We start from the raw sequence: 26,509 nt of genomic DNA, 5'->3' as shown, positions 1-26,509 counted from the left end.
GCCCTCTTCTTTATGATGTCGGCTAGTACGCATTCGATGACAAGGAAACCTCCACTCGTCGTCGCAAGGCCTGTTCCTCATCATGGGTCATGCCCGGCAGCGGCCCCCGGGGGTTGCTGGCAAGCCATACCACCAGATCGTCAACCGTCTCCTCCAGGGGGCGAAAGTTCAGCCCATGGACGATGGCGGCCTCGGCGCTGATGGTGCCATACCCAGCATACTCGGGCAGCTCGTTTGGCAGCAGCGTGGGATAGCTTTGCCAGGGCGCCACCCCTGCCGCCATCAGGTCACGCCAGGGAGCCCACTCGAGCTGCAAGGGGGTCGCTGGCGTCAGCCGGGCAGCGAGGCGCTCCACCCAGTCGTTCAGTGCGATGCCGGGCTTGATCAGGTTGAAGCACCCAGCGAGTCGCTGCTCGGCAGCCCGCAGCACGAACTCGGCGCAGTCGCGCACATCCAGGTATTGCAGCCTGTCCTCCCCCAGCCCCGGCAAGAGCCAGTGCCCGCCCCGCTGCACCCGCCTCACCCACCAGGCAAGACGAGCGGTCGGGTCAAAGGGGCCGCAGAGCACGCCGGGGCGCAGGGTGCACAGGCGATCTCCCCAGCGGGCGCGATACACCGACTCGCACAGCACCTTGAGGGGGCCGTAGTCGGTGGGCGCTCCTGCTATCTCGTGCAAGGGGGCCGACTCATCCATGCCGGGTTGGGAAAAATCGCGATAGACACTGATGGTGGAAATGAAGATGAGCCGATCACAGCGCCCCAGCAGGGCGTCAGAGAGTCCTTCGGCCTGTTTGGGGCGATAGCAGCAGGTGTCGATGACCAGATCCCAGTGCCGCCCCTCGCCCCGCAAGGGGGCCAGGTCCCCGTCTCTGTCCCCGTGAATCTGGGTCAGCTCCCGCCAATCCGGGTGCTGGCGGTGGCCGCGATTGAACAGCGTCACCTCGTGCCCCCAATCCAGGGCCAGCGTGGTCAGGTGGCGACCCAGAAAGCCGGTGCCGCCGATAATCAACAATTTCATCCCTGTCTCTCCTCTATGGCGCCCTCTCCTTGCAGCCCCTCCACGGGCAGCCGAAACGGCCATGGCCTGGCATGGTGAGCACACGTCCCAGGCACGCTCTGATGCCGCCAGGCATATCGTCATGGTGCGGGCAGCAGGCTCCTTGCCCGCTCCCCCGCCACCCCTTTTGCCGCCCCACCCTACGCAAGTTGGCACCAGGACACAGCCCCCGGGCACCGGGTCTGGGATCGGGATCACAGGGGCTGCGTCCTGGTGCTCCCCCTGCGTTTTCGGCGTGCCTGTGCTACATTGCCCGGGTTTTCAGCCAGGATCCGCCATGAAGTTCGATATCGATACCCTAGGGATCATCCGCTCTCCCTACAAGGAGAAGTTCGCCATACCCCGCCAGCCCGGTCTGGTCAGCGCGGCTCGCGCCCGCCTCGAACTGCTTCCTCCCTATGATCAGCCCGATGTGCTGCGCGGCATCGAGCAATTCTCCCATCTCTGGATCAGCTTCGTGTTTCACCAGACCATGGATCAGGGCTGGCACCCGACGGTGCGCCCGCCGCGCCTCGGCGGCAACGAGCGGGTCGGGGTCTTTGCCACCCGCTCCACCTTCCGCCCCAACCCCCTCGGCCTCTCCGTGGTCGAACTGCACGGGGTAGGACGTGAGCGCGGCAAGCTCTGGCTCGAGCTGGGCGCCGTGGACTTGCTCGACGGCACCCCCGTTGTCGACATCAAGCCCTATGTCCCCTATGCCGACAGCCTGCCCCACGCCCGTGGCGGTTTCGCCCCCGATGCCCCTACCCCGCCGCTGGCGGTGAGCTTCAGCGCCCAGGCCGAGCAACAGCTCGCCCCCTGGCTCAAGGCCCACCCGGAGCTGCGTGAACTGGTGAGGGAGGTGCTGGCTCAGGATCCCCGCCCTGCTTACAAGAAGGGCAAGCCGGATGACAAGGTGTACGGCGTCAGATTGTTCGATGTGAACGTGCAATTTCAGATAAAAGAACCGCAATGTCAGGTGCTGGCCATCGAACCCGCTTGAAAAAAGCCTCTTGGGCAGCATGAAAAAAGCCACCCTCCCGAGTGGCTTTTTTATGGGCAAAACAGGGTGCTCAGCGCCGCTGCAGCAGCAGGCTGCCGATGGAGTAACCGGCGCCAAAGGAGCAGAGCACCCCGCGAGCCCCGCTCGGTAGATCCTGATTGAAGAGGTGGAAGGCGATGATGGAACCCGCCGAGCTGGTGTTGCCGTAGCGGTCGAGGATGACAGGCGCCTCCTGCTGGCTGGCGTCATGGCCCAGCAACTTGCGACCGATGAACTGGTTCATGGTGAGGTTGGCCTGATGGAGCCAGAGCCGGCTCAAGCCATCGGCCGCCCATCCCTGCTCCGCCAGCTGGGAGGCTATCTGATCGCACACCAGGGGCAGCACCTCCTTGAACACCTTGCGCCCCTGCTGGCGAAACAGCTTGTCGTCGCCGTAGCGGGTGCGCGGGCTGAGCCGGTTCAGGAAGCCGAAGTTGTTGCGGATGTTGTTGGAGTACTGGGTCACCAGCTTGCTGGCCACCAGTTGCCAGGGGTTGGCCACCTGGCAATCGGCCTCCCGTTCCAGCAGCACGGCGGTACAGGCGTCGCCGAAGATGAAGTGACTGTCCCGATCGCGGAAGTTGAGGTGACCCGAGCAGATCTCCGGATTGACCACCAGCGCCAGCCGGGCGGTGCCTGCCGCCAGCATGTCTGCGGCCGTCTTGATCCCGAAGGTGGCGGAAGAGCAGGCCACGTTCATGTCGAACGCCAGGCCGCTGGCGCCGAGATAGTGCTGCAATTCGATGGCCAGCGCCGGGTAGGGGCGCGGCATGTTGGAGGCGGCGACGATGACAAGATCGATCTCCCCCGGTTCACGACCGGCGGCTATCAGCGCCTGCTCGGCGGCCGCCACCGCCATCTCCACCATGATGGAGGGCTGATCGTCCGGGCGCTCCGCCATGAGCGGTTGCATGATGTCGGGATCCAGCACCCCCTCGCTGCTCACCAGATAGCGGCTCTTGATGCCGGAGGCCTTCTCGATGAACTCGCAGCTCGAGTGCTGTTTGGCAGGCAGCTGCCCTGCATCGATGGCGGAGGCGTTCTCCTCGTTGTAGAGATCCACGTACTGGTTGAAGGCCGCCACCAGCGCTTCATTGCTGACGGCAAAGGGAGGGGTATAGAGGCCTGAGCCACTGATTACGATAGAGGTCATCTTTGCTCCTGGCCGGGTGCAATCCCGGCTTGTCTGTTTTTTAGGGTTCAGAGGGTCACAGCTGGTCGATGGCCGCAGCCAGACCCGCCAGGGTCAGCGGGTGCATCCGCCCGCCGATCAATTCGTTCATCAACTTGATGGAGGGGTGCCACAGCCACTCCTGCCTTGGCAGCGGATTCACCCACACCATCTTGGGGAAATGTTGTTGCAGGCGCCCGAGCCACACCTGGCCGGGCTCCTCGTTCCAGTACTCTACGCTGCCACCTGGCCAGGTGATTTCATAGGGGCCCATCTTCGCATCCCCCACCACCATCACCCTGTAGTCGCTGCCGTAGGTGCGCAGCAGCCGCAGGGTATCGAGCCGATCATCAAGGCGCCTGGCATTGTCCTGCCAGACGAAGTCGTAGAGGCAGTTGTGAAAATAGAAGAACACCAGGTGCTTGAACTCGTGGCGCAGGGCTGAAAAGAGGCGCTGCACCTCGGCCACGTGGGCATCCATGGAGCCCCCTACGTCGAAGAAGACCAGCAGTTTGACCCCGTTGTGGCGCTCGGGCCGCAGCTTCACATCGAGCCAGCCTTGCCTGGCCGAGCTTTGGATGGTGTCGTCGAGATCCAGCTCGTCGGGATTGCCCCGGCGCACCCAGCGCCTGAGCTTGCGCAGGGCGAGCTGGATGGCGCGCTGCCCCAGGGGCGAGTCGTCACTGAAGTTGCGAAAGTGGCGCGCCTCCCACACCTTGGTCGCCCGCCCGTGCTGGCCCTCTTCCCCCATGCGGATCCCTTCCGGGTGATAGCCACCGTGACCGAACGGGCTGCTGCCCCCGGTGCCGACCCACTTGTTGCCGCCGGCGTGACGCGCTTTCTGCTCGCTTAGCCGCTGGTTGAGGGTCTCCAGCAGCTGGTCCAGCCCGCCAAGGGATTGGAGCACCGCCTTCTCCTCTGGGCTTAACAGTCGCTCGAACTCCTTGCGCAGCCAGTCGCCAGGCAGGCTCTCCGGCAACAGGGGGATGGCGGCCAACCCTTCGTAATACTCGGCGAAGGCGCGATCGAAGCGATCGTAGTGCGCCTCATCCTTCACCAGCAGGCAGCGGGATAGCTGGTAGAACTCGTCCATGTCGAGGCTGGCCAGTCTGGCCGCCAGCGCCCCGTGCAGGTCGAGCAGCTCCCGCAGGCTGCAAGGAAGCTTGTGGCGGCGCAGGTGAAGGAAGAAGTCGATGAGCATTCAGCCGCCGCGGCGCGCCAGGAAGGCGAGCTTCTCGAAGAGGTGCAAGTCCTGCTCCGTCTTGAGCAGGGCACCGTAGAGGGCGGGCACCAGCTTGCCGGGCTCACGGGTGCGCAGGGCCTCGGGGGCGATGTCGTCGGCCAACAGCAGCCGGATCCAGTCCAGCAGCTCGGAGGTGGACGGCTTCTTGCGCAGCCCCTCTACCGCACGCAGCTCAAAGAAGAGCGTCATCGCCTCGTCGAGCAGCCGCTCCTTGAGGTTTGGGTAGTGGAGCTTGACGATGGCCTGCATCTCGGCCTTGTCGGGAAAGCGGATGTAGTGGAAGAAACAGCGGCGCAGGAAGGCGTCCGGCAGCTCTTTTTCGTTGTTGGAGGTGATGATGACCACGGGTCGCTGGCGCGCCTTGACGCGCTCGCCGGTCTCGTAGACATCGAACTCCATCCGATCCAGCTCCAGCAGCAGATCGTTGGGAAACTCGATGTCCGCCTTGTCGATTTCATCGATGAGCAGCACTGGCCGCCGCTCTGCGCTGAAGGCCTGCCACAGCTTGCCCCGGCGGATGTAGTGGCCTATCTCCCCTACCCTGGGGTCACCGAGCTGGGAGTCTCGCAGCCGGGCGACGGCATCGTATTCGTAGAGCCCCTGCTGGGCCTTGGTGGTGGACTTGATGTGCCAGCTGATGAGCTCGGCGTCCAGGGATTCGGCCACCGCCTCCGCCAGCACTGTCTTGCCCGTACCGGGTTCACCCTTGATGAGCAGCGGCTTCTCCAGCACGATGGCGGCATCGACGGCCATCTTCAGTGCCTGTGATGCGAGATAGCGATCGCTTCCTGCAAATCCCATGAGATCCCTTCCATTGGATGCCCAGGCAGCGGGAGCCCCCTCGGCAAGAGAGAATAAGTTCTATATGTTGTAATAACATATTGTTATAACGATTCGTCACTTCTCATTCAGAAACCACAGGGTAATCTTGTTTCATCGCCTTAACAAACACAGGGATAGCACCATGAGCAAAATTTTTGAGGACAACAGCCAGACCATAGGCAACACCCCGCTTGTTCGTCTCAACCGTGTTACCAAGGGCCGCGTGCTGGCCAAGATCGAGAGCCGCAACCCAAGCTTCAGCGTCAAGTGCCGGATCGGTGCCAACCTCATCTGGGATGCCGAGAAACGCGGCGTGCTGACCAAGGGCAAGGAGATCATCGAGCCCACCAGCGGCAACACGGGCATTGCCCTGGCATTCGTGGCTGCGGCCCGCGGCTATCCCATCACCCTGACCATGCCGGCCACCATGAGCCTGGAGCGCCGCAAGCTGCTCAAGGCCCTGGGTGCCAACCTGGTGCTGACCGAAGGTCCCCTCGGCATGAAGGGCGCCATTGCCAAGGCCAACGAGATCCTCGAATCCGAGCCGGGCAAGTACGTGCTGCTGCAACAGTTTGAAAACCCGGCCAACCCGGAAATCCACGAGCAGACCACTGGACCCGAGATCTGGGACGCCACCGATGGCGAGGTGGATGTGTTCGTGGCGGGCGTCGGCACCGGCGGCACCATCACCGGGGTCTCCCGCTACATCAAGAAGACCAAAGGCAAGGCCATCGTCTCCGTGGCGGTCGAGCCCAGCGAATCCCCCGTCATCACCCAGAAACTGGCGGGTGAAGAGATAAAGCCCGGTCCCCACAAGATCCAGGGCATCGGCGCCGGCTTCATCCCGGGCAACCTGGATTTGAGCCTGCTGGACCGCGTCGAGCAGGTGAGCAGTGACGAAGCCATCGAGATGGCCCGCCGCCTGATGGAAGAGGAAGGGATCCTGGCCGGTATCAGCTCCGGCGCTGCCGTGGTCGCAGCCAACCGTCTGGCCGAGCAGCCGGAGTTCGAAGGGAAAACGATTGTCGTCATCCTGCCGAGCGCCGCCGAGCGTTACCTCTCCAGCGCCCTCTTCGCCGGTGTGTTCAGCGAGCAGGAATTGCAGCAGTAGTTGATCAGCCAACACCAAAACGACGGCGCTCCTCGGAGCGCCGTTTTCATTATGCGCTAAACTCTCTAGCCACCAGTGCCACTCGGCCCCTTATTTTTTGGGGTAAAATAACAAACTTGGATATGACAAAAAAAGCAGACATTCTGTGATAAATCTCATATCCTGTGCGGCGTCACGAGGTGTTTGCTGGCAAGGTATCACAAGGTAACAAAGTGTTATTTTTCGTTATAAAATAATTTCAGGCCAGGCCTGACGCGGCTTGCAGCCTGATAGCGAAAAAATACCTGGCCACGACGCCGAATACTGCACAGAAAATTGACCTGGATTAAACCATTGCAGGTCTGATTTCGTTACTTTACAACATATCCATACTGACACGGTGAGACAGGAAGCCTCATTGGCGACCATCTCTCCAAACAATATCAATAATATGGGGTGAAACCATGTACGAGAAGTCTGTTGTTATTACTGCTGAAAACGGCCTGCACACCCGTCCTGCAGCTCAGTTCGTGAAAGAAGCCAAAGAATTCCAAAGCGAGATCACTGTGGTCTCCGGTGGCAAATCCGCCAGCGCCAAGAGCCTGTTCAAGCTCCAGACCCTGGGTCTGACCAAAGGCACCAACGTGACCATCCAGGCTGACGGCCCGGACGCTCAGAAAGCCGTTGAGAAGCTGGTTGCCCTGATGGACGAGCTGGAGTAATCCAGCTTTATTCCTCCCCCACAGTCGTTTTAATAGGAAGGATTATGATATCTGGCATTCTTGCGTCCCCCGGTATCGCATTCGGCAAGGCGCTTCTTCTGAAAGAAGATGAAATCGTTATCAATCAGGGCAAGATTCCCGCCGAACAGATTGATGCCGAGATCAACCGCTTCCTCGAAGCCCGCACCAAGTCAGCCGCACAGCTGGAAGCCATCAAAGAGATGGCCGGTCGCACCTTCGGTGAAGAAAAAGAGGCCATCTTCGAAGGCCACATCATGCTGCTCGAAGATGAAGAGCTGGAAGGGGATATCAGATCCTTCATCAAAGAACACAAGGCCTCTGCCGACAGAGCCGTTCACGAGGTGATCGAACAGTACGCCAAGATGATGGCCGATCTGGATGACCCCTATCTGCGTGAGCGCGCCACCGACTTCCGTGACATCGGCACCCGTCTGGTCAAGAACGTACTGGGCATCGCCGTTGTCAACCTGAGCACCATCGACGAAGAGGTCATCCTGGTCGCCAAAGACCTGACCCCGTCTGAAACCGCTCAGATCAACCTGAAATACGTGCTGGGCTTCGTCACCGACATCGGTGGCCGTACCTCCCACACCTCCATCATGGCCCGCTCCCTGGAGCTGCCGGCCGTCGTGGGCACCAACGACATCACCGAGCGCGTCAAGAACGGTGACATGCTGGTGCTGGATGCGATCAACAACCAGGTCATCATCAACCCGACCGCCGACCAGTTGAACGAAGCCAAGAAGTTCCAGGCCCAGTTCCAGGCAGAGAAGGACGAGCTGGCCAAGCTCAAAGATCTGCCTGCCATCACCCTGGATGGCCACCAGGTCGAAGTGTGCGCCAACATCGGGACCGTCAAGGATACCGAGGGTGCCATCCGCAACGGCGCCGAAGGCGTTGGTCTGTACCGTACCGAGTTCCTGTTCATGGACCGTGACGCGCTGCCGACCGAAGACGAGCAGTTCAAGGCTTACAAAGAAGTGGCCGAAGCCATGCCGGATCAACCGATCATCGTCCGTACCATGGACATCGGCGGCGACAAAGAACTGCCCTACATGAATTTCCCGAAAGAGATGAACCCCTTCCTGGGCTGGCGTGCCGTGCGTATCTTCTTCGATCGCACCGACATCATGCACACCCAGCTGCGGGCCATCCTGCGTGCGTCTGCCTTTGGCAAACTGCGCATCATGTTCCCGATGATCATCTCCGTCGAAGAGTTCCGCAGCCTGAAGGCTACCGTGGAGACGCTGAAAGCCGAACTGCGTGCCGAAGGCAAAGCCTTTGATGAATCCATCGAAGTGGGTATCATGATCGAGACCCCGGCCGCGGCCGTGATGGCTCATCATCTGGCCAAGGAAGTGGATTTCTTCAGTATCGGTACCAACGACCTGACCCAGTACACCCTGGCTGTCGACCGTGGTAACGAGATGATTTCCGCCATGTACAACCCGCTGTCACCCTCCGTCCTGACCCTGATCAAGATGGTGATCGACGCTTCCCATGACAATGGCAAGTGGACCGGTATGTGCGGTGAACTGGCTGGTGACGAACGCGCCACCCTGCTGCTGCTGGGTATGGGTCTGGATGAGTTCTCCATGAGCGCCATCTCTGTACCGCGTATCAAGAAGCTTATCCGCAACACCAACTTCGAAGATGTGAAGGCCATGGCCGACCAGGCGCTGAGCTTTGCCACCGCCGCCGAAATCGAAGCGTGCGTAGATAACTTTATTAAGCAGAAGGCAGTCTGCTAAGATCGGCTGCAAACAGCGACAATCATCTCTAGGAGCTTTTACTATGGGTCTGTTCGACAAACTGAAGAAACTGGTTTCCGACGACAGTTCTGACACTGGCGGCATCGAAATCTTTGCTCCGCTGTCCGGCGAAATCGTCCCCATCGAAGATGTGCCTGACGTCGTCTTCGCCGAGAAGATCGTCGGCGACGGCATCGCCATCAAGCCAGCCGGCAACAAGATGGTTGCTCCGTGCGACGGCACCATCGGCAAAATCTTCGAGACCAACCACGCGTTCTCTCTGGAGTCCGACTCTGGTATCGAGCTGTTCGTTCACTTCGGTATCGACACCGTCGAGCTGAAGGGTGAAGGTTTCACCCGTATCGCTCAGGAAGGTCAACAGGTCAAGCGCGGTGACACCATCATCGAGTTCGATCTGGCCGTTCTGGAAGCTAAAGCCAAGTCTACCCTGACACCTGTGGTCATCTCCAACATGGACGAGATCAAAGAGCTGGTGAAAATGACTGGCGCCGTGACCGTGGGCGAAACCCCGGTGATCCGCATCAAGAAATAATGCGCCCTGGCCTGACGCCAGTGACCGCCAAAAACCGAAGCCTGGTGCTTCGGTTTTTTTTTTGCCCCTTCCATCTCCCGATACTCCATGGGCTCCCGCACAGGTCAGCATGACGGCAAACAGGCAGAAATGTTATCGAGATCAACACGGGCATAAGCAAGCCGAGTACCCTCAAGAGGGATACCTGCGGGTCCTTTGGCTCGATATGAGACGGGATGAAAAGAGATAAGCCGCTTAAGTGGCGAGGAGACAACGATGCTGAGAAATACCGAACAACGTTATGGCAGCCTGAGCATAGGGCTGCACTGGTTGACCCTGCTGCTGATGATCGCCGTCTACGGCCTGATGGAGTTCAGGGACATCTTCCCCAAGGGGTCGGCTGGCCGCGACCTGATGAAGGAGTTTCACTTCATGGTGGGTCTGCTGATCCTGGCGCTGGTGGTCGTGCGCCTGCTGGTGCGCGTGGGTAGCCCTTCACCGCGTATCGTGCCCGAGCTCTCCCCCCTGATGCTCACGCTGGCCAAGCTCGCCCACCTGGCGCTCTATGGCTTCCTGATCCTCACCCCGCTGCTGGGCTGGCTGCTGTTGAGCGCAGAGGGCAAGCCCATTCCCTTCTTCGGCCTGGCGCTCCCCGCCCTCATCGCCCCCGACGACGGCCTGAAGGGTACCATCAAGGAGCTGCACGAGACGCTGGCCAACATAGGCTATGCGCTGATTGCCCTGCACGCGGCGGCAGCCATCTACCACCACCATGTGCTCAAGGACAATACCCTGACCAATATGCTGCCCGAGCGCAAATAACCAGCGACGGGTTGCACACCAACAAAAAGGCCCCTGTGACAGGGGCCTTTTTGTTCATGGAGGGTCATGGGCGACACGTCGTCAGCCGGGCAACACTACCCGGCTTTCGCCGCCGCCGAGGGCCTCCACCCGCACCTGCACGCCGATCCGCTCCACCAGGGTCTGCACGTGGGAGATGACCCCGATCTGGCGACCGGCCGCCTGCAGGGAGTCGAGGCTGGAGAGCGCCAGATCCAGGCTGTCGGGATCCAGGGTGCCAAACCCCTCATCGATAAAGAGCGATTCGACCTGGGTCTGGCGCGACGACAGGCTGGAGAGGGCCAGCGCCAGCGCCAGCGACACCAGGAAGCTCTCGCCACCGGAGAGGGAGTCCACCGAACGCACCTCGTCCCCCATGTCGAGATCCACCACCTGCAGCGCCAGATCGGTGCCGGGCACCCGCTCCAGCCGATAGCGGGGGGAGAGCTCGGCAAGCTGGGCGTTGGCCTCCAGCAGCAGTCGCTCCAGGGTGAGGCTCTGGGCGAAGGTACGCAGCTTGGCGCCGCTGGCCGAACCGATAAGGTCACAGAGCCGCTGCCAGTGATCCGCCACCGCCTGCTGGGCGGCCAGTTCCTCCTGCAGGGTGCCCGCCTTGAGGGCCGCCGCCTCCGCCTGTGCCAGCGTGCTCTTGCACTGGAACAGCTGCTCGTCGAGGACGCGGCAGTGCGCCTCCAGCGCCGTCAGCCGGCTGTCGAGTTCCTGGGGCGCCAACGCGGCCAGCTCGGGGTGATGCTCGCGGTAACGATCCCGCTTGCTCTCCTCCAGCGCCAGCGCCCGCTGCCGCTCGGTCAAACGGGTACGCGCCTCGGCGCGGGCATCCTCCAGCGCCTGCAAGGCGGCGCGGCGCCCCTTGAGCTCATCCGGGCTCATGGCCAGCAGGCGGCGCAGATCATATTCGGCGATGCCGAGGCTGCTGGCGTGGGCAGCCCAGCGCCCCAGCACCTCCCGTCGCCGCCGGCTGCTCACCTGCTTCTCCTGCTCCAGATGGCTGAGACGGGTCTTGAGCTCGGTCTGGCGCTCGCGCAGGGTGCGGGCCGCCCCCTGCATCGTCTCCAGCTCGCTGGCCAGTTGCTGCAGCCGCTGCTGCCAGCGGCTCTCGACCAGGGCAATCTCCTCCCCCCCCAGGCAGGTGGCACGACTGGTAACCAGCCCCTGCCGTTGCTGTTCATGTTCCTTGTAGTCGCGCTCGAGCTTGTGCAGCAGCTCACGCTGGGTCTGCAAGCGCGCCTCCTGAGCACTCAGGGTCGGGGTGAGGCTGGCAATCTCGCCGGTCAGCCGCTCCCACTCGCTCTGGCCGTGCAGCCAGGCCTCGCAGGCCCGCTGCCACTCGCGCCACTGCTGGCTGCCCAGCCACTGACGCCAGGGCTGGCCTCCCATCTGCTCGTCGAGCCGGCTGCCCCCCTGCTCAAGGCGCTGGCGCAGGGTCGTTTCCTGCTCGCCCATCCCCTTCACCTCCCCTTCCAGGGCGATGCGCTGGCGGTCGGCCTCCTGCCACTGCTGCTCGAACTGCTGGTGCTGGCTGGCCAGCTGGCTCAGCTGCTGGCGCACGGCCTGCAACTGCTGCTGCCCCTGCTGGGCCTCGCGCAGTTGCTGCTGGCTGCGGGCCAGCCCCTGCTCCAGACTCTGGCCGCGGCCGAGCAGGGTACTCATCAACTCGTTCCACTCGATCGGGCTTTGACGCAGCGGCAGCGGATGGCCCAGCAGGGTATCGCCTCCCAGCTGTTGCCAGCGCAAGGTCAGCTGCTCGGCGCGCGTCTCCAGCTCAGGCAGATGTTGCTGACGCACTGCCAGCTGGCGGGCCAGCTCCTGGCGTTCGCTCTCGCACTGAATGTATTGGTGATTGAGCCGATCCCACTCAAGCTCCAGGCTGCGGACGCGCTCCGCCAGCTGGCCGAGAATACCGGCCACCTGCGGCTGGCTCTGGTGATAGGGGTGCTCCTCGGCGCCACACAGCGGGCAAGGTTCACCGTCGCGCAGGATGTGGCGATGCTGCTCGAAACTGGCGATGGCACGGGACTGCTCCAGCGCGTGGCGTGCCTCGTCCCGTTGCAGGGCGAGCCGCTCGCGGGCCGGCGTCAGCTCGTCGCCGAGGATGGCCAGCTTGCCGAGCGCCTGCTCCAGCTGGGCGATCTCCTGCTGCAGGCGACCATGCTGCTCACCGTGATTGCGGCCATAGTCCGCCAGCTCCAGCAGCTGACGCAGCTGGCCGAGCTGCTCGGTCTGCCCTTGCCACTGCTCCTGCGCCTTGGCCAGGCGCCCCTCCCACTGCTGCTCCTGCAGCTCGTGCTGTTGCTGCTGCAGCCGCGCCTGCTCGCGCTGCCAGTAGTCGCGCTCCTGCTGCCCCTGCTCCAGCTGGCGCTGCAACTGCCTGAGGACGCGCAGCTTGTGTTCGCGCAGGGTGAGCAGTTGCTGCAGCCTGTCGGCATCCTCGGCCCAATCCTGCATGGCGGTGAGCAGGGGCTGCCACTGGCGGGCCACCGGCGCCAGCTCCTTGTGCTCCTCAAGCCAGGCGCCCCACTGCAGGTGCTGGGCCTTGAGCTGCTCCACCTGCTGGCGCTGCTGGCGCCAGCCCTGTTCCAGAGTGAGCTGCACCTCCCGCTCCTGCGACCCCTCCTGCTGGATCTTCTGCAGTTGCTGCTGCTTTTCCCGAATGCGGGTGTCGAGCTCCTGCGCCCGTTTGAGTTCAGGCTGCAGGGCGCCCCACTCGCGCTCGGCGGCGATCTTCTCCGCCAGCAGTTGCTGTTCGGTGAGGGCGCTCTGCTGAGTCTGCTCCTCCAGCTTGCCAAGTTCGGGACCAAGCTCGGCCAGCGCCTTCTCCTGCTGCTGCACCTCCAGGGTGAGGCGAGCCAGCTCGTCGTGATCGGCGCGGGCCACCTGGGCCTGCTCGGCGCGGGCGAACTCCTCCCGCTCGGGGGCGGCCGCAGCGTGGGCCACCTCCGCCGCGGCAAGGGCCGCCTCTCCCTCCTGACAGGCCTGCAACTGGGCGGCGATGCGGCCGTTGAGATCGCGCAAGTCCTGCATCAGCTGCTGTTGCTGCTGCTCGTGTTTGAGGCTGGTGGCAAGGCTTATCTGCTGGCTCACCCACTGCTCGCGGGTCGCCTCGTCCATCAACGCCACGTCACCGAGCCGCTGGCTGATGGCAGCCAGTTTCTGCTGCTCCTCCCGCGCCCGCTCATGGGTCTGGACCGAAATGGCGGAGTAGAGCTCGGTGCCGGTCATCCGTTCGAGCAGGGCCGAACGCTCGTCGGCGCTCGATTTGAGGAAGGCGGCAAACTCCCCCTGCGGCAGGATGACGGCGCGGCGAAACTGCTCCCAGGAGAGTCCTACCAGCTCGTCGATGCGATCCTGCAGCTCCCGCTTGCTGCCACTGAACACCTGGCCCGACGCCACGTCGGTCAGGCTGCGTTCCTGGGCCTGAAAGCGCCCCTCGGCACGGTTGCGGGCCCGGCGCACCGCCCAGCGGGCCAGCCAGATGCGGCCGTCGCAGCCGCGAAACTGCACCTCGGCAAAACCGCTGGCGTGACCGCGGCTGAGGATGCCGCGCACGTCGTTGGCCTTGAGCTTCTCCTCGTCATCCATGCGGCCCACTTCGGCGACGTTCTTGCGATTGGCGATAAAGCGCGGCATCTCGTCGTAGAGTACCAGACAGATGGCATCGAGCAGGGTACTCTTGCCCGCGCCGGTATTGCCGGTGATGGCAAACAGGCCGGCGGCCCCCAGGGCGCCACCGGCAAAATCGATGGTGAATTGACCGGTCAGGCTGGCCAGATTCTCCCCTGACAGCGACAAGATTTTCATTGGCTGGACTCCTTCACCTGCTCCAGGATCTCTTCAAACGACGCCACTAGCTCGGCCTCCGGCTCCCCGTCGAACTGACGCTGATAGCAGAGGCGAAACACCTCGGTGGGGGAAAGTTCATCGAGCCGGCGCTGGCCGGCACCATCCGCCAGCCCCTGGCCCGAGCCTTGATAACTGGTCGTGATGCGGGCAAGGCGCACCGGCTTGTCGCCGATGGCGGCCAGTACGCGCTCGCGGATGCGGGCCTCGGGTTTGGGCAGCAGCAGCCGCACCTCGAGGAAGGGCTGCGCCTGCTGCGGACAAGCGGGCAGCGCCAGCGCCTCGATGGCCTTGAGCGCCTCGTCGAGGCCGCTCTGGGGCAGGCGGATCATCTCCACCGCCCGGGGCACCGGGATCCGCTCAAGGCGGGCCAGCTTGCCCCCCTCAAACGTCACCTCCAGCACCTGATGGTTGTAATTCGCCTCGGCCAGCGAGAGCGGCAGCGGCGAGCCGCTGTAGTGCACCCCCTCGGCCGGGCTCTGGGCCAGGTGCAGGTGACCCAGCGCCGTGTAGTCGGCGGCGGCAAACAGTTCGGCAGGCAGGGCATGCTGGTTGCCGCCGAGCACTCGCCGCTCGGAGAGCTCAGAGAGCTGGCCCGCCGCCAGATAGGCGTGGCCCATGGCGATGAGGGCCTGATCCGGATGGCAGCGCGCCCGCCCCTCGCTCAGCACCGCTTCATAGACCTGGCGCACCCCTTCGATGAGTCTGTCCTGCCCCTCGCTGAGCCCTTCCGGGCGCAGATCGCTGCTGCGCAGAAACGGCACGGCGGCGCACCAGGCGGCCACCTCGCCGTTCTTGCCTCGCAGCGGCACCAGCAGGCGCTCGGTCTCGAGGTGCCCCTCGTCGTCCCGACTGATGCTGCCCACCAGATGCAGGTCGAAGGCGCGCAGCAGCTCGTGGGGGGCATCCAGCTTGGAGGGGGAGTCGTGGTTGCCGCCGATGAGCACCATCTCCAGTGCCGGGTGCTCGGCCCGCAGACGTGCCAGGAAGCGGTAGAGCTGCTGCCAGGCACTGGCGGGAGGGTTGGCGGTGTCGAACAGATCGCCCGCCACCAGCAGGGCGTCGATGTCGCGGGTCTTGATGGTGTCGGCCAGCCAGTCGAGGAAGGCGTCGTGTTCGAAGCGGCGGTCGTGGCCGTGAAGCTGATGACCGAGGTGCCAGTCGGCGGTGTGCAGGATCTTCATGGAAAACGGCTCGATAAGGAGAAGAGAGCGGGGGCGAGGGCGCCCCGGGATGGAGACAAGATGAGGATGGTGCCCCCCGTTTTCAACCGGGGCAGCCCCAGACGTCAGATTCAGACGGCTTGGTAATGCATCTGGTACTGAAGATGACCGGTGAGGGGATCGGGCACCTCCCCCCCGATTTCAAAGCCGTGGCGGCGGTAGAAACGCACCGCTGGCTCGTTCTCCACGAAGACTCGGGTATGCAGCTCGGCACATCTGGATCTGGCTTCCTGCAACAGGGCGTGCCCCACCCCCCGCCCCTGCCGGTCGGGGCGCACGAAGAGTGCAGCCAGGTAATCATCCACCAGCGCCATGAAGCCGAGCAGGTCCCCTCGCTCCTCGAACACCCAGATGCGGGCATGATCGAGGTAGCGGGTACGCAGCTCCTCCTGAGCCTGCCACCAGCAGGAGGCATCGACGAAATCGTGGGCCTGCAGGGAGGCCAGGAGCCAGATTTCGACGATCTCTTCCATGTCTTCCGGCCGACTCTGTCTCAACATGGTCGCCTCCTTGTCAGCAATGTGAACACTCGCAGTCTAGGGGAGTTGGGCCCGCTCCCAGGGGATCAAGGTGGGGCCCTGTGAGGTCGATCGCCCTTTATTTAGCGAGAATGATTGGCTGATCACAAAGCGCCTCTCTAGTACAATGCCCGCCGGACAATCTAGAGACCGAGGACGCCATGTGGTTTAAAAACCTGCAGATTTACCGCTTTACCCGCCCCTTCGACCTGACCGTTGAGCAGCTGGAAACCCAGCTGGAAGCCTGCGCCTTCACCCCGTGCGGCAGCCAGGACATCTCCCGGTTCGGGTGGGTCAAGCCCCTTGGCAAATTCGGCTCCACCCTGACCCACGCCGCCTCTGGCCACATCCTGCTGTGCGCTCGCAAGGAAGAGAAGATGCTGCCCGGCACCGTGGTCAAGGAGATGCTGGCGGAGAAGGTAGAGGCCATTGAATTCGAGCAGGGTCGCGCCCTCAAGAAGAAAGAGAAGGAGGCGCTGAAAGAGGAGATCATGCACACCCTGCTGCCCCGCGCCTTCAGCCGCACCAGCCAGACCTTCGCCTGGATAAACCCTGCCGACAACCTGATGGTGGTGGATGCAGGCTCCGCCAAGAAGGCGGACGATCTGCTGGCGCTCTTGCGCAAATCCATCGGCTCCCTGCCGGTAGTGCCGGTGGCCCTCAAGAACCCGCCCGAGATCACCATGACCGAGTGGCTCAACGAGGGCAACCTGCCCGCCGCCTTCACCCTGGAGGACGAAGCCGAGCTGCGCAGCGCCATGGAGCACGGCGGCATCATCCGCTGCAAGCAGCAGGATCTGATGAGCGAGGAGATCAAGAATCACCTGGCCAACGACAAGCTGGTGACCAAGCTGGCCCTCAACTGGGGCGAAACCCTGAGCTTCGTGCTGGGGGACGATCTCTCCATCAAGCGCCTCAAGTTCAGCGAAGAGCTGCGCGAGCAGAACGACGACGTCACCAGTGAAGATCCCGCCGCCCGCCTGGACGCCGACTTCGCCCTGGTCACCGCCGAGCTCTCCCAGTTCATCCCGGCCCTGTTTGCCGCCCTGGGCGGTGAAGAGCAGTCCATCTAAGCAAATTGGCTCAGCCTGATTGCAAAAAACCGCCTTCACGGCGGTTTTTTCATGTCTTCGGGCATTGTCGCCACGGGCTGGACGCCTCTGGAGTAGCGCCGCCGCCCTCCCGCCGCGCAATACCCTGACCCCATAGGTTACGGCAGCATGGCGCACTGCCCCGGCAGCATGACACCTCGCTAGAGTGCCCCCCTTTCCTGCAACAGTCGATGAAGTCGCTGCGCCAGGGTGCGGTAACCCTCGGCATTGAAATGCACCGCATCGGACTTCAGGGCCGGGTCTCGCAGCAACTCACCGATGCTGTCGTTGTCCAGCACCAGTCCGTACTGCTCTGCCAGCTCCTCGTAGAGGGGAGCACCATCGGCAAACAGGGATTTTCGGGGCGCCCCGACAAGCAGGATCTGGGCCCCGCTCCCCTGCACCGCCTCTATCATGGCAGCGAGATTGGCCTTGAGGGCCGCCTCCCCGCTGCCACGCAGGATGTCGTTGCCCCCCTCCAGCAGGATGACCAGAGCGGGTCTGTGCCGGGCCAGCAACCCGGGCAGGCGGGCCCTGCCGGCCTGGCTCAGCTCTCCGGACACCCCGCCATTGACCACGGGATGGCCGCTCAGGTTCGCCAGCACGCTGGGGTAGCTCTGGGACGGGCTCACCCCGCGCCCCTCGGTCAGACTGTCCCCGAACGCGAGCAGGGTCTCCCCCTGGGCCAGCGGTCTGAAGGTCGGCTCCCCGCAGGCCGTCAGCAACAGGCAGAGCAGCCCCGCCATGCAAGGTTTCGCCAGCGTCCCCCGGTGTGTCATGAGCGTCTCCTTGATAGTTTTGTAACCATATGAGTATTAAGACAAACTTTTAATCAAGCTCCAAGTGTGACACATTTCGGCAGGTGAACAAGAAACCGACAAGGAGCCTGTCATGTCCCTCAAACCCCTCGGCCTGCTGGTCGCCCTCGGCCTGCTTGGCGGCTGCGCCTCCCAGGACGGCTTTCACTATGTCCCTCCTCCCCAGACCCTGATCGCCCCGGAGGCGGCCAGCGGCTGGATTGACAAACCGGGCTGGCAGGGCCGTGACTTCATGGTGGCGGCAGCCAACCCGCTGGCGGTGGACGCGGGCTACCAGATCATCAAGGCGGGGGGCAGCGCCGTCGATGCAGCCATCGCCGTCCAACTGGTGCTGACTCTGGTGGAGCCCCAATCCTCGGGCATCGGTGGCGGCTCCCTCATGCTGGTGTGGGACGGCAAGCAGGTGGCGGCGGTGGATGGCCGGGAAACAGCCCCCGCCGCTGCCACCGATCAGCTCTTCATGAAGGAGGGCAAACCCATGGCCTTCTATGAGGGGGTGGTGGGCGGGCGCTCCGTCGGCGCCCCCGGCACGGTGCGTGCCCTGGCCCTGGCGCACGAGCGCTATGGCAAGCTGCCCTGGGCCACGCTGTTCGAACCCGCCATCACCCTCGCGGAACAAGGGTTCGTGATAAGCCCCCGCCTCGCCACCCTGCTGGCAAAAGATCCCTATCTGGCCGGGGATCCGGACGCCCGTGCCTACTTCTATCAGGCGGACGGTACTCCCAAGACGGCAGGTACCCGGCTCACCAACCCAGCCCTGGCCAGGGTGCTGCGTACCCTGGCAAGCGATGGCCCCGACGCCTTCTATCACGGCCCGCTGGCCGAGGCCATGGTGGCCAAGGTGCACGCCCACCCGACCAACCCCGGGGTGCTGAGCGCCGCCGATCTCGCCAGCTACCGGGCCAAGCTGCGGGACGGGCTCTGCTTTGACTATCGCCAGAGCGAGATCTGCGGCTTCCCGACCCCCTCCTCCGGCACCATCGCCCTTGGCCAGATTTTCGGCATGCTGGAGAGCCGGGACATGGCCGCCCTCAAACCGGTACAGGGGGAGCAGGGTCAACTGGCCGCCTCCAGCGAGGCCATTCACCTCTACAGCGAGGCGGCACGCCTCGCCTTCGCCGATCGCAACCAGTACGTGGCCGACGTCGTCGACGTGCCGGTGACAGGCCTGCTGGACAAGGGCTATCTGGCGCAGCGGGGACACCTTATCGGCAACCGCTCCATGGGCGTCGCCCAGCCCGGCAACCCGCCCCGGGCGCTGGCCAGGGGCCGGGACGCCACCCCGGAGCTGCCCTCCACCAGCCACATCTCCATCGTGGACAAGAGCGGCATGGCGGTGGCCATGACCAGCTCCATCGAGGATGGCTTCGGCTCGCGGCTGATGGTCAACGGCTACCTGCTGAACAACCAGCTCACCGACTTCTCCTTCACCTCGGTGGACGCCGCCGGCCTGCCGGTGGCAAACCGGGTGGAGCCCGGCAAGCGCCCCCGCTCCTCCATGTCGCCCCTGCTGGTGTTTGACAAGGCAAGCGGCGAGCTCGAGATGAGCCTGGGCTCCCCGGGAGGCTCGGCCATCATCAACTACGTGGGCAAGGCGCTGCTCGGCACCCAGGATTGGGGGCTCGACCTGCAGCAGGCCATCAACCTGCCCAATTTCGGCAGTCGCAACGGCCCCACCGAGCTGGAGCAGGGGCGCACGCCCGACGCCGTGGTTCAGGGGCTCAAGGCCAGAGGGCACGAGGTCCTGCTTAACGAGCAGACCTCCGGGCTGCAGGGCGTCCAGCGCCATGCCGGCGGCTGGCTGGGAGCCGCAGACCCCAGACGTGAGGGGGTCGCCAGGGGAGAGTGATGCCCCTTCAGCACCCTCGTTCACCATGGAGGAGGCCTGCCTCCTCCATGCCGTGTGCTCATAGGTGTTCTCCCTTGCCTCCCAATATCATCATCGATTGATTATTCCTGCCAATTTTTCTTTAACCGCACACTCTTTTCACCCAATCGCAATGCATTAAAGATGCTTTTCATCAAAATCAACGAAAAAACTGGAACAGTGTTGCTCATGGCATATAAATGCATTACTTTTCAATAGAAACGGCATCTGTTGCCCTCAAGATTTCCCCTTGATACGGCCAACTTCTGTCTCTTTCGCCCCCTGCTCATTGACAGCTGCCCTCTTCGCCTTCGGGTGATCTGGTAGCCCCTGACTGCCATTAGCGAGGTGACGACATGGACCACTCACTCCCCCTTATCACCACCCTGGTAGGCGGCCTCGTGCTAGCCTACCTCTTCGGCATGCTGGCAAGCCGCCTGCGCATCTCCCCCATGGTGGGCTACCTCGCGGCCGGCGTGGTATGCGGCCCCTTTACGCCGGGCTATGTCGCCGATCTGCGGCTCGCCCCCGAGCTGGCCGAAATCGGCGTCATCCTGCTGATGTTTGGTGTCGGCCTGCACTTTTCCGTGAAAGACCTGCTGTCGGTGAAACACATCGCCATCCCGGGAGCCATCGTCCAGATAACCCTTGCGACCCTGCTCGGCCTTGGCCTCTCCCAACTGCTCGACTGGACCGTGACCGCCGGCCTGGTGTTTGGCCTGGCCCTCTCCACCGCCAGTACCGTGGTGCTGCTGCGCGCCCTGGAGAGTCGCGGCCAGCTCGACACCAACGAGGGACGCATCGCCATCGGCTGGCTCATCGTGGAGGATCTGGTGATGGTGCTGGCCCTGGTACTGCTCCCCATCCTCGCCAACCTGCAGCAGGGGGGCGAGGCTCTAACCCCGGCCCAGGTGATGGCGGATATCGGCCTGACCCTGGCCAAGGTGGCTGCCTTCATCGCCCTGATGGTCATCGGCGGACGCCGCCTCATCCCCTGGCTGCTGGCCCGCACCGCCGCCACCGGCTCCCGCGAGCTGTTCACCCTGGCCGTCCTCTCCTGTTCCCTTGGCATCGCTTTTGGCGCCGTCAAGCTGTTTGGCGTCTCCTTTGCCCTCGGCGCCTTCTTCGCCGGCGTCGTGATGAACAGCTCCCATCTGAGCCACAAGGCGGCCAACGACACCCTGCCCCTGCAGGACGCCTTTGCCGTGCTCTTCTTCGTCTCCGTGGGCATGCTGTTCGACCCCGTCATCCTGCTGCGCGAGCCCTTGGCCGTGCTGGCCACCCTGTTCGTCATCGTGATCGGCAAATCCGTGGCCGCCTTCGCCATCGTGCGGCTCTTTGGCCACAGCCAGCGCACGGCGCTGACCATCTCCGCCAGCCTGGCCCAGGTGGGTGAGTTCTCCTTCATCCTGATGGGTCTCGGGGTCATGCTCGAACTGGTCCCCGGGGTCGCCCGGGATCTGGTGCTGGTCGGCGCCTGTTTCTCCATCGTGCTCAATCCACTGGTCTTCAACCAGGTAGAGCGTTGGCTGAGGCGCCATCCCGAGCCACGCACCGATGAGTCACCTCACCTCTGCCCCTTGCAGGGCCATGTGGTGGTAGTGGGCGCCGACGAGATAGGTCAGCACCTCATCTGGCAGTTGCATGAACAAGGCAGGGAGATGGTGGTGATCGACACCGATGAGCGACTGCTGGCCCCCTGGCGCGCCATGGGGATCACCTGTCTGGCGGGCCATCCCATCCAGCAGGATCTGCTGACGGCGGCGCTGCCCAACGCCAGCTGGCTGCTGATCACCCTGGATGACAGCCTGCTGGCCGGTGAGATAGCCATCAGGGCGCAGGAATACGGCGCCCTGATGCGCATCGCCGCCTGTGCCCACCAGCACGAGGAGGTGCATCATCTGCGCGTGCGCGGCGTGCATCAGGTAGTCAAGAGCGAGGAGGAGGCTGCGCGGCGACTCTGTCACCTCGCCATGGAGATGGCCTGAAGCTCATCGGAAGTCACGAGTCCCCACGACGGGGCCAGACAAGAAGCCCGGGCCTGCTGCCCGGGCTTTTTGCATGACGGGGCGATACGGCCGTCCCCTCACAGCAGATCGTGCTTGTCCAGCAGGCGATAGAGGGTGGCCCGGGAGATGTCGAGCGTGCGGGCCACCTCCTCGAGCTGATCGGGGAAGCGGGCCAGCGTCCGTTGCAAGGCCTGACGCTCCGCCGCTTCGCGCACCGCCTTGAGCGAGCCGTCGAGCAGCAGGCTGTCCATGTTGGTCAGCTCCATGTCATCGGCTTCGATGAAGGGGCCGCTGCACATGACCACCGCCCGCTGCACCCGGTTGCGCAGCTCCCTCACATTCCCCGGCCAGCCATAGGACTGCATGGCCTGGCGCGCCTTGCGGGTGAAGCTGAGCACCCGCCCGCCCCGCACTTCCGCCAGAATGTCATCGGCAAGGAGCTGGATGTCTTCCGCCCGCTCGCACAAGGCCGGGGTGCGCAGGCGCACCACGTTGAGCCGGTAGTAGAGATCCATGCGAAAGCCGCCGCTGGCCACCGCCTGCTCCACATCGATATTGGTGGCCGCGATGATCCGCACATCCACACGACGCGACAGGTGGCTGCCCACCGCCTCTATGCACTGCTCCTGCAAGAAGCGCAGCAGGGTTGCCTGATCCTCCAGCGGCAGCTCCCCTATCTCGTCGAGAAACAGGGTGCCGCCATCGGCGGCCTCTATCTTGCCTATCTTGTGGTGCTGTGCCCCGGTGAAGGCCCCCTTGACGTGGCCGAACAGCTCGGACTGGATGAGCTGATGGGGCATGGCCCCGCAATTGACCGCCACGAAGGGGCTCTCCTCCCCGAACGTGCTGTAGTGCAGCTCCCGGGCCACCAGCTCCTTGCCCGTACCGCTCGGTCCCGTCACCAGTACGGGCAGGCGGCAATGCTGCAACCGCACGATCTGGTCGCGCAACTGGCGGATGGGGGTGCTCTCCCCCTGGATGAAACGCAGCTGGGGTTGCAGTCGGGGGCGGTGTCGCCGGATGAGGCGCGCCATCCCCAGGGCATGTCCCAGGCTGTGGGAGAGCCTGTCTCTGTCCAGGGGAAAGGTGTGAAAATCATGAAAACAGGCTGCCAGCAAATTGCGAAGGGCTTCGCTGGCGAGACAGTCCCGCTGGATGAGGCCGATCCACAAGGCGCCGGAGTGCTGCGCTATCAGGTTGTAGAGGGCTTCGTGCTGCTGATGCTCGATCACCACCAGCACCAGGGGATAGTCCTTTTCCTGCAGTTTTTTCTCTGCCACCACCAGGGAGCTTGCCTGCTCCACCTGCCACTCGCCTTGTTCCAGCAGGCTTTCCAGTACGGCACATGAATTGATGAGCAACAATGCCGTTTCTGTCATAGGGACAACTCCTTGTTATCACCACTGCACGAGGGAGTCTGACGCTGACGACTTATCCAGATAACTCCCTTTATCATCAAATGGCGCCGTTTAATATGGCCAGACGATGATAACTATAAACCATCCCGCCTTTAGACTGATGGCACCACAATATTGAGACGGCAAAAATATCGGTGAGAAAAAATAAATCCTTTGATAAATAAGTGCTTACTTGGCGACATAATATGTCGCTCTCAACATTGAGACATAAAAACAATCATATCAAATAAAAAACAGTTAAAAATCAAAGCATTGCCAATTGGCATGGTCGTTGCTCTCTCCAATAAGCCCTCCTGGCAGATGGAGACAGAACATGAAGACATATATTGCATTGGCAACATTTCCTTTTCTGGCATTTGCCACCCCCTCATTGGCACAAAACCGGGTCGATCTCGGTGCTCAGGCATTGAGCAATATTCGTGGTTCCATGGGCGTCAATATGGTTGCCGGTAATAACAACCAGCAAGGCAATCTTGCCGCCATCGCCATTTCGGGTCCGGCCGTCATTCAATTTGGCCAGCTGAATCAATCCACCACCAATCTGAACGGCAGCCAGAGCGTCGCCATCCTGGGCTCGGCCCTGAGCCAGAACCGGGGACTGGTCGGCATCAATCAGGGGGCGGGTGAGGGCAACCAGCAACTGAACGCCTTCGCCCTGTCCCTCGATGACAGCGGCCTGGGTGTCGTGACCGACATCAATCTCAGCTCCAGTGTCGCGAAGACCCCAGGGGGAAAGCCCCCCGCCAACACCACTACCAGCATCTATCTGGATGACACCGCCCTCACGGGCAGCAAGGGGGTCATTCAGGTGAACCAGGTCACGGGACAGGGAAACCAGTCAGTCAACATGGTTTCCCTGCCCCTGGCTGGCGCAGTAACGGCATCCCCATGATGCCGCAGGGATAGGAAGCCAGGCCCGGGGGTATCAGCCGATGGGCATATCTTCCGCTGAAAGTTCAATGGAGAGACTCATTATGCGTGGACTTATTTATAGCTCATTAGCCGCCGCGGTCATCATGGCCATGTCGGGCACTGCATCCGCCGATTACCGCGGTGACAGAGATGAGACAGGGGCAACCTTGACCAAGAAGGTCAAGGCAGAAGTCGATGTGGAATACGAAGGCAGGGTCAATGTCGGCGGCTACATCAACGTCAACAAACTCGGCATGGCCGTCGTGGACAACCAGCAGTCCAGTTCCATGATAGGCACCGCCAATACAAGAACGGAGAACACGAGCAAGATCGACGGCTCGTTCAAGGGTGCATCCGGTAACATCGGCGCCAACGTCGCAGCCGGTGACTCCAACGTACAGGGCAACAGCGCTTCCCTGGCCGCCTATGACGAGGTCGATGCCGAGTTCATCATGGGTCGTGGTCAACAACAACACAGCGCCCCTGGCGGATCGTCGGATGCCGAGGTCTTCTCCACCCAGAGCGCCAGCAACAACTGGACGACCAATCACGGCCATCAGAACAAGGCCGGTGTGGGCGATGGGGCCTTCAAGGATGCCGCAGGCAACATCGGGGTCAACGTGACCTCGGGCTCGGGTAACGTCCAGGCCAACAACATGGCAGCCTCCGTGTCCACCGGCAACATGGCCGTGGCCACCGTGGCCAACAGCCAGAGCGTCTCCAAGAACATGACCGAAAACCAAAGCCTGAGCGCAACCAAGACGGTTGACAAGGCAGGTGTGTTCCTCGGTCTCAAGGCTTGGGGCGATTACGAGGGGGGCGGTACCGGTCATGATGTCAAGAAAGGACATGGCCACGACAATGACAACGACAGGTACGGCAACAACAACCCGAAAGATGATGGCAAGTTCGAGTTCAAGGAAGAGGGTGACATCAAGCTCAGTGGGTACGCCGTCGGGTATATTCCCGTGGTCAACACCTACACCAGCCGCGAAACCTTCAACCGGGCAACCATCGATGGCGGCGCCTTCAACGGTGCCGTGGGCAACATCGGGGTGAACGTCTCCTCGGGGACCAACAACCTGCAAGCGAACAATCTCTCGCTGGCCGCAGGGTTTGCCAAGTAAGTCGATGCGAGGGGGCCCTGTGCCCCCTTTTTCCCTGACACTGGAGGTCTGAATGCGCTGGCTGTTGCTGTTGCTGTGCTGTCCTGCCGTCTGGGCGGGCTCGGTGCCACTGGGGGAGCATCTCCCGGCGCTGGGGGATCTCAACAAACCGGTGCAGAGCATTCTGGAGCGTCGGTACGCCAACATCGAGCGCCAACATACGGATTTCAGCTGCGGGGCCGCCGCCGTCGCCACCATCTTGCGCTACGCCTACGGCCATGCAACCAATGAACGCTGGGTCATGGATGGCATGCTTGCCATGGCAGACCCGGAGCAGGTCAAGCATTACGGCTTCTCCATGCTCGACATGAAGCAGTACCTGCAAATGCTCGGCATGCGGGTCAGAGGGTATCGACTGGGCGATGAAAAACTGCGCCAGGTGAGGGTGCCCACCATCGTCCTGCTCAACATTCGCGGCTATCAGCACTTTGCCGTGCTGCGGGCCATCGATCGCCACGATCGCGTCTATCTGGCAGACCCGGCCCTCGGCAACCGGGTGATCACCTTCAAGGAGTTCAAGGAGAGCTGGAACGGCATCCTCCTCGCCGTCATCGGCGCGGGCTATCGTCCCGATGCCCCCCTTGCCAACCCCTCTCCCCCGCTCTCTGTCAGAGGCAAGGATGGGCTCTTCGCCCCGGTCAATGAAACATCCCTGCTGGAATTCGGTTTTCAGCACAAAGAGCTAATGTGAGGTCATCATGAATACCCGACCCGCCCTATGCCTCCTCTGCAGCCTGGGTGGCATCGCCTCTCCGCTGCTGGCAGCACCGGACCCGCTGGCCCATCTGTCAGACCACTTTGCGCCCGAACTGGCGGACGGGGAGCTGGCCCACCTGCGCGGCCGCTATGTCAGCAGCCATGGCATCAGCTACTTCGGCATCGAGTTCATCTCGTCACTGACCACGGCCCAGGCCCAGCAGACGGCGGCCATGAACCTGGCGCTGAGCATTGTGCAAAACAAACCCAAGCTGGATGTGCGCGTCAAGGATGAGGTCAAGCCCGCGGCCACGCCCGCCAAGGAGGCCCAGGTGCAGGGGGCCGGGCTGGTGCAGGTCGTTCAACTGGAGGGGAGCGGCAACAGCTCGGTCAACCAGGCCGGTATTGAACTGACCACCCCCACCATGACGGGACACCTGGTTCAGGCGGGCAGCTACGAGCACCAGGGCGATCTTGGTACCGCCACCTATCGGGTCTCGGGGAATTATGCCGGCTTGCAACTACACTCTTCCGACGGCCGGGTCCTGCTGGAGCAGAGCCTGCGCGGTACCGACTTCAGCCGGGGGCTGCTGCAGTTCAACAAGGTCAGGGGGGACGGTTTGCAGACGCTCAATCAGACCCGCATCTGGTTTTCGCGCTGAG

At 62.9% G+C, this 26,509-nt stretch carries 22 protein-coding genes; 13 read left to right on the top strand and 9 right to left on the bottom strand.

The features are described 5' to 3' along the window. Positions 1-22: 22 nt before the first annotated feature. A complete protein-coding gene (locus AB5Y68_RS18055; protein ID WP_039039350.1) occupies positions 23-1,018 on the bottom strand; it encodes an NAD-dependent epimerase/dehydratase family protein in 996 nt (331 codons plus the stop codon). 316 nt (positions 1,019-1,334) lie between these two features. On the opposite strand from AB5Y68_RS18055, the gene tsaA reads away from it, so the two are divergent. Beyond that, entirely contained in the window at positions 1,335-2,039 is a 705-nt protein-coding gene (gene tsaA, locus AB5Y68_RS18050; RefSeq protein WP_039039349.1) for a tRNA (N6-threonylcarbamoyladenosine(37)-N6)-methyltransferase TrmO, read from the top strand. 70 nt (positions 2,040-2,109) lie between these two features. Here the strand turns inward: tsaA and AB5Y68_RS18045 are convergent, their stop codons facing one another. The 3 genes from AB5Y68_RS18045 to AB5Y68_RS18035 are packed head-to-tail and all read right to left on the bottom strand — an operon-like array spanning position 2,110 to position 5,293. After that, positions 2,110-3,231, bottom strand: a complete 1,122-nt coding sequence (locus AB5Y68_RS18045) for a beta-ketoacyl-ACP synthase III (protein WP_039039348.1) — start codon at positions 3,229-3,231, stop codon at positions 2,110-2,112. Between the two features lie 55 nt (positions 3,232-3,286). Then, entirely contained in the window at positions 3,287-4,450 is a 1,164-nt protein-coding gene (locus AB5Y68_RS18040; protein WP_039039347.1) for a VWA domain-containing protein, read from the bottom strand. Further along, the gene (locus tag AB5Y68_RS18035; protein ID WP_039039346.1) at positions 4,451-5,293 is read right to left on the bottom strand and encodes a MoxR family ATPase; all 843 of its coding nucleotides are present in this window, start codon (positions 5,291-5,293) and stop codon (positions 4,451-4,453) included. It lies immediately after the preceding gene. A gap of 163 nt (positions 5,294-5,456) precedes the next feature. On the opposite strand from AB5Y68_RS18035, the gene cysK reads away from it, so the two are divergent. From cysK to AB5Y68_RS18010, 5 genes are all read left to right on the top strand, one after another. Then, positions 5,457-6,425: a cysteine synthase A gene (cysK, locus tag AB5Y68_RS18030; RefSeq protein WP_039039345.1), complete on the top strand. Its 969-nt coding sequence runs from the start codon at positions 5,457-5,459 to the stop codon at positions 6,423-6,425. A 443-nt stretch (positions 6,426-6,868) separates the two neighbouring features. Continuing rightward, positions 6,869-7,126 carry an HPr family phosphocarrier protein gene (locus AB5Y68_RS18025; RefSeq protein ID WP_005303128.1) on the top strand — a complete coding sequence of 86 codons (258 nt, stop codon included), beginning with the start codon at positions 6,869-6,871 and terminating at the stop codon, positions 7,124-7,126. Between the two features lie 44 nt (positions 7,127-7,170). Next, positions 7,171-8,898 (top strand): phosphoenolpyruvate-protein phosphotransferase PtsI, encoded by a 1,728-nt coding sequence (ptsI, locus tag AB5Y68_RS18020; RefSeq protein WP_039039344.1) that lies wholly within the window; start codon positions 7,171-7,173, stop codon positions 8,896-8,898. A 43-nt stretch (positions 8,899-8,941) separates the two neighbouring features. Then, complete coding sequence (crr, locus tag AB5Y68_RS18015) at positions 8,942-9,451, top strand: PTS glucose transporter subunit IIA (RefSeq protein WP_010673569.1); 510 nt, start codon at positions 8,942-8,944, stop codon at positions 9,449-9,451. Positions 9,452-9,706: 255 nt separating this feature from the next. Next, entirely contained in the window at positions 9,707-10,252 is a 546-nt protein-coding gene (locus AB5Y68_RS18010) for a cytochrome b (protein ID WP_103260593.1), read from the top strand. 81 nt (positions 10,253-10,333) lie between these two features. On the opposite strand, the gene AB5Y68_RS18005 is transcribed toward AB5Y68_RS18010, so the two are convergent. From AB5Y68_RS18005 to AB5Y68_RS17995, 3 genes are all read right to left on the bottom strand, one after another. Further along, a complete protein-coding gene (locus tag AB5Y68_RS18005; protein ID WP_368207438.1) occupies positions 10,334-14,089 on the bottom strand; it encodes an AAA family ATPase in 3,756 nt (1,251 codons plus the stop codon). Beyond that, positions 14,086-15,312, bottom strand: coding sequence for an exonuclease SbcCD subunit D C-terminal domain-containing protein (locus AB5Y68_RS18000; protein ID WP_368207436.1), 1,227 nt, complete (start codon positions 15,310-15,312; stop codon positions 14,086-14,088). The genes AB5Y68_RS18005 and AB5Y68_RS18000 overlap by 4 nt, the downstream gene beginning before the upstream one ends. A gap of 110 nt (positions 15,313-15,422) precedes the next feature. Next, on the bottom strand, positions 15,423-15,851 hold the full coding sequence (locus AB5Y68_RS17995) for a GNAT family N-acetyltransferase (protein WP_010673565.1): 429 nt from the start codon (positions 15,849-15,851) through the stop codon (positions 15,423-15,425). Positions 15,852-16,030: 179 nt separating this feature from the next. On the opposite strand from AB5Y68_RS17995, the gene rdgC reads away from it, so the two are divergent. Then, on the top strand, positions 16,031-16,942 hold the full coding sequence (gene rdgC / locus AB5Y68_RS17990) for a recombination-associated protein RdgC (RefSeq protein WP_010673564.1): 912 nt from the start codon (positions 16,031-16,033) through the stop codon (positions 16,940-16,942). Between the two features lie 179 nt (positions 16,943-17,121). Here rdgC and AB5Y68_RS17985 read toward each other — a convergent pair whose 3' ends face one another. Beyond that, a complete protein-coding gene (locus AB5Y68_RS17985) occupies positions 17,122-17,739 on the bottom strand; it encodes a GDSL-type esterase/lipase family protein (protein ID WP_039039340.1) in 618 nt (205 codons plus the stop codon). 112 nt (positions 17,740-17,851) lie between these two features. On the opposite strand from AB5Y68_RS17985, the gene AB5Y68_RS17980 reads away from it, so the two are divergent. Beyond that, the gene (locus AB5Y68_RS17980) at positions 17,852-19,627 is read left to right on the top strand and encodes a gamma-glutamyltransferase family protein (protein WP_039039339.1); all 1,776 of its coding nucleotides are present in this window, start codon (positions 17,852-17,854) and stop codon (positions 19,625-19,627) included. Between the two features lie 374 nt (positions 19,628-20,001). Beyond that, positions 20,002-21,633, top strand: coding sequence for a YbaL family putative K(+) efflux transporter (ybaL, locus tag AB5Y68_RS17975; RefSeq protein ID WP_039039338.1), 1,632 nt, complete (start codon positions 20,002-20,004; stop codon positions 21,631-21,633). A gap of 98 nt (positions 21,634-21,731) precedes the next feature. Here ybaL and AB5Y68_RS17970 read toward each other — a convergent pair whose 3' ends face one another. Next, positions 21,732-23,033: a sigma-54 dependent transcriptional regulator gene (locus AB5Y68_RS17970; RefSeq protein ID WP_039039337.1), complete on the bottom strand. Its 1,302-nt coding sequence runs from the start codon at positions 23,031-23,033 to the stop codon at positions 21,732-21,734. A 352-nt stretch (positions 23,034-23,385) separates the two neighbouring features. Between AB5Y68_RS17970 and AB5Y68_RS17965 the strand changes: the two genes are divergently transcribed. The 4 genes from AB5Y68_RS17965 to AB5Y68_RS17950 all read left to right on the top strand — a co-directional run bounded on the left by AB5Y68_RS17965 (position 23,386) and on the right by AB5Y68_RS17950 (position 26,508). Next, complete coding sequence (locus AB5Y68_RS17965) at positions 23,386-23,964, top strand: hypothetical protein (RefSeq protein ID WP_223302574.1); 579 nt, start codon at positions 23,386-23,388, stop codon at positions 23,962-23,964. 187 nt (positions 23,965-24,151) lie between these two features. Beyond that, positions 24,152-25,111 carry a hypothetical protein gene (locus AB5Y68_RS17960; RefSeq protein ID WP_052258802.1) on the top strand — a complete coding sequence of 320 codons (960 nt, stop codon included), beginning with the start codon at positions 24,152-24,154 and terminating at the stop codon, positions 25,109-25,111. 52 nt (positions 25,112-25,163) lie between these two features. Beyond that, positions 25,164-25,841: a C39 family peptidase gene (locus AB5Y68_RS17955; RefSeq protein ID WP_039039335.1), complete on the top strand. Its 678-nt coding sequence runs from the start codon at positions 25,164-25,166 to the stop codon at positions 25,839-25,841. A gap of 7 nt (positions 25,842-25,848) precedes the next feature. Further along, a complete protein-coding gene (locus tag AB5Y68_RS17950; RefSeq protein WP_039039334.1) occupies positions 25,849-26,508 on the top strand; it encodes a hypothetical protein in 660 nt (219 codons plus the stop codon). Position 26,509: the final 1 nt, after the last annotated feature.

Source organism: Aeromonas sp. R6-1 (assembly GCF_040908165.1).
In the GTDB taxonomy this organism is placed as follows: Bacteria; Pseudomonadota; Gammaproteobacteria; order Enterobacterales; family Aeromonadaceae; genus Aeromonas; species Aeromonas caviae.
Note: the sequence above shows the minus strand (reverse complement) of the source record. Positions and strands in the feature narration are given on the sequence as shown.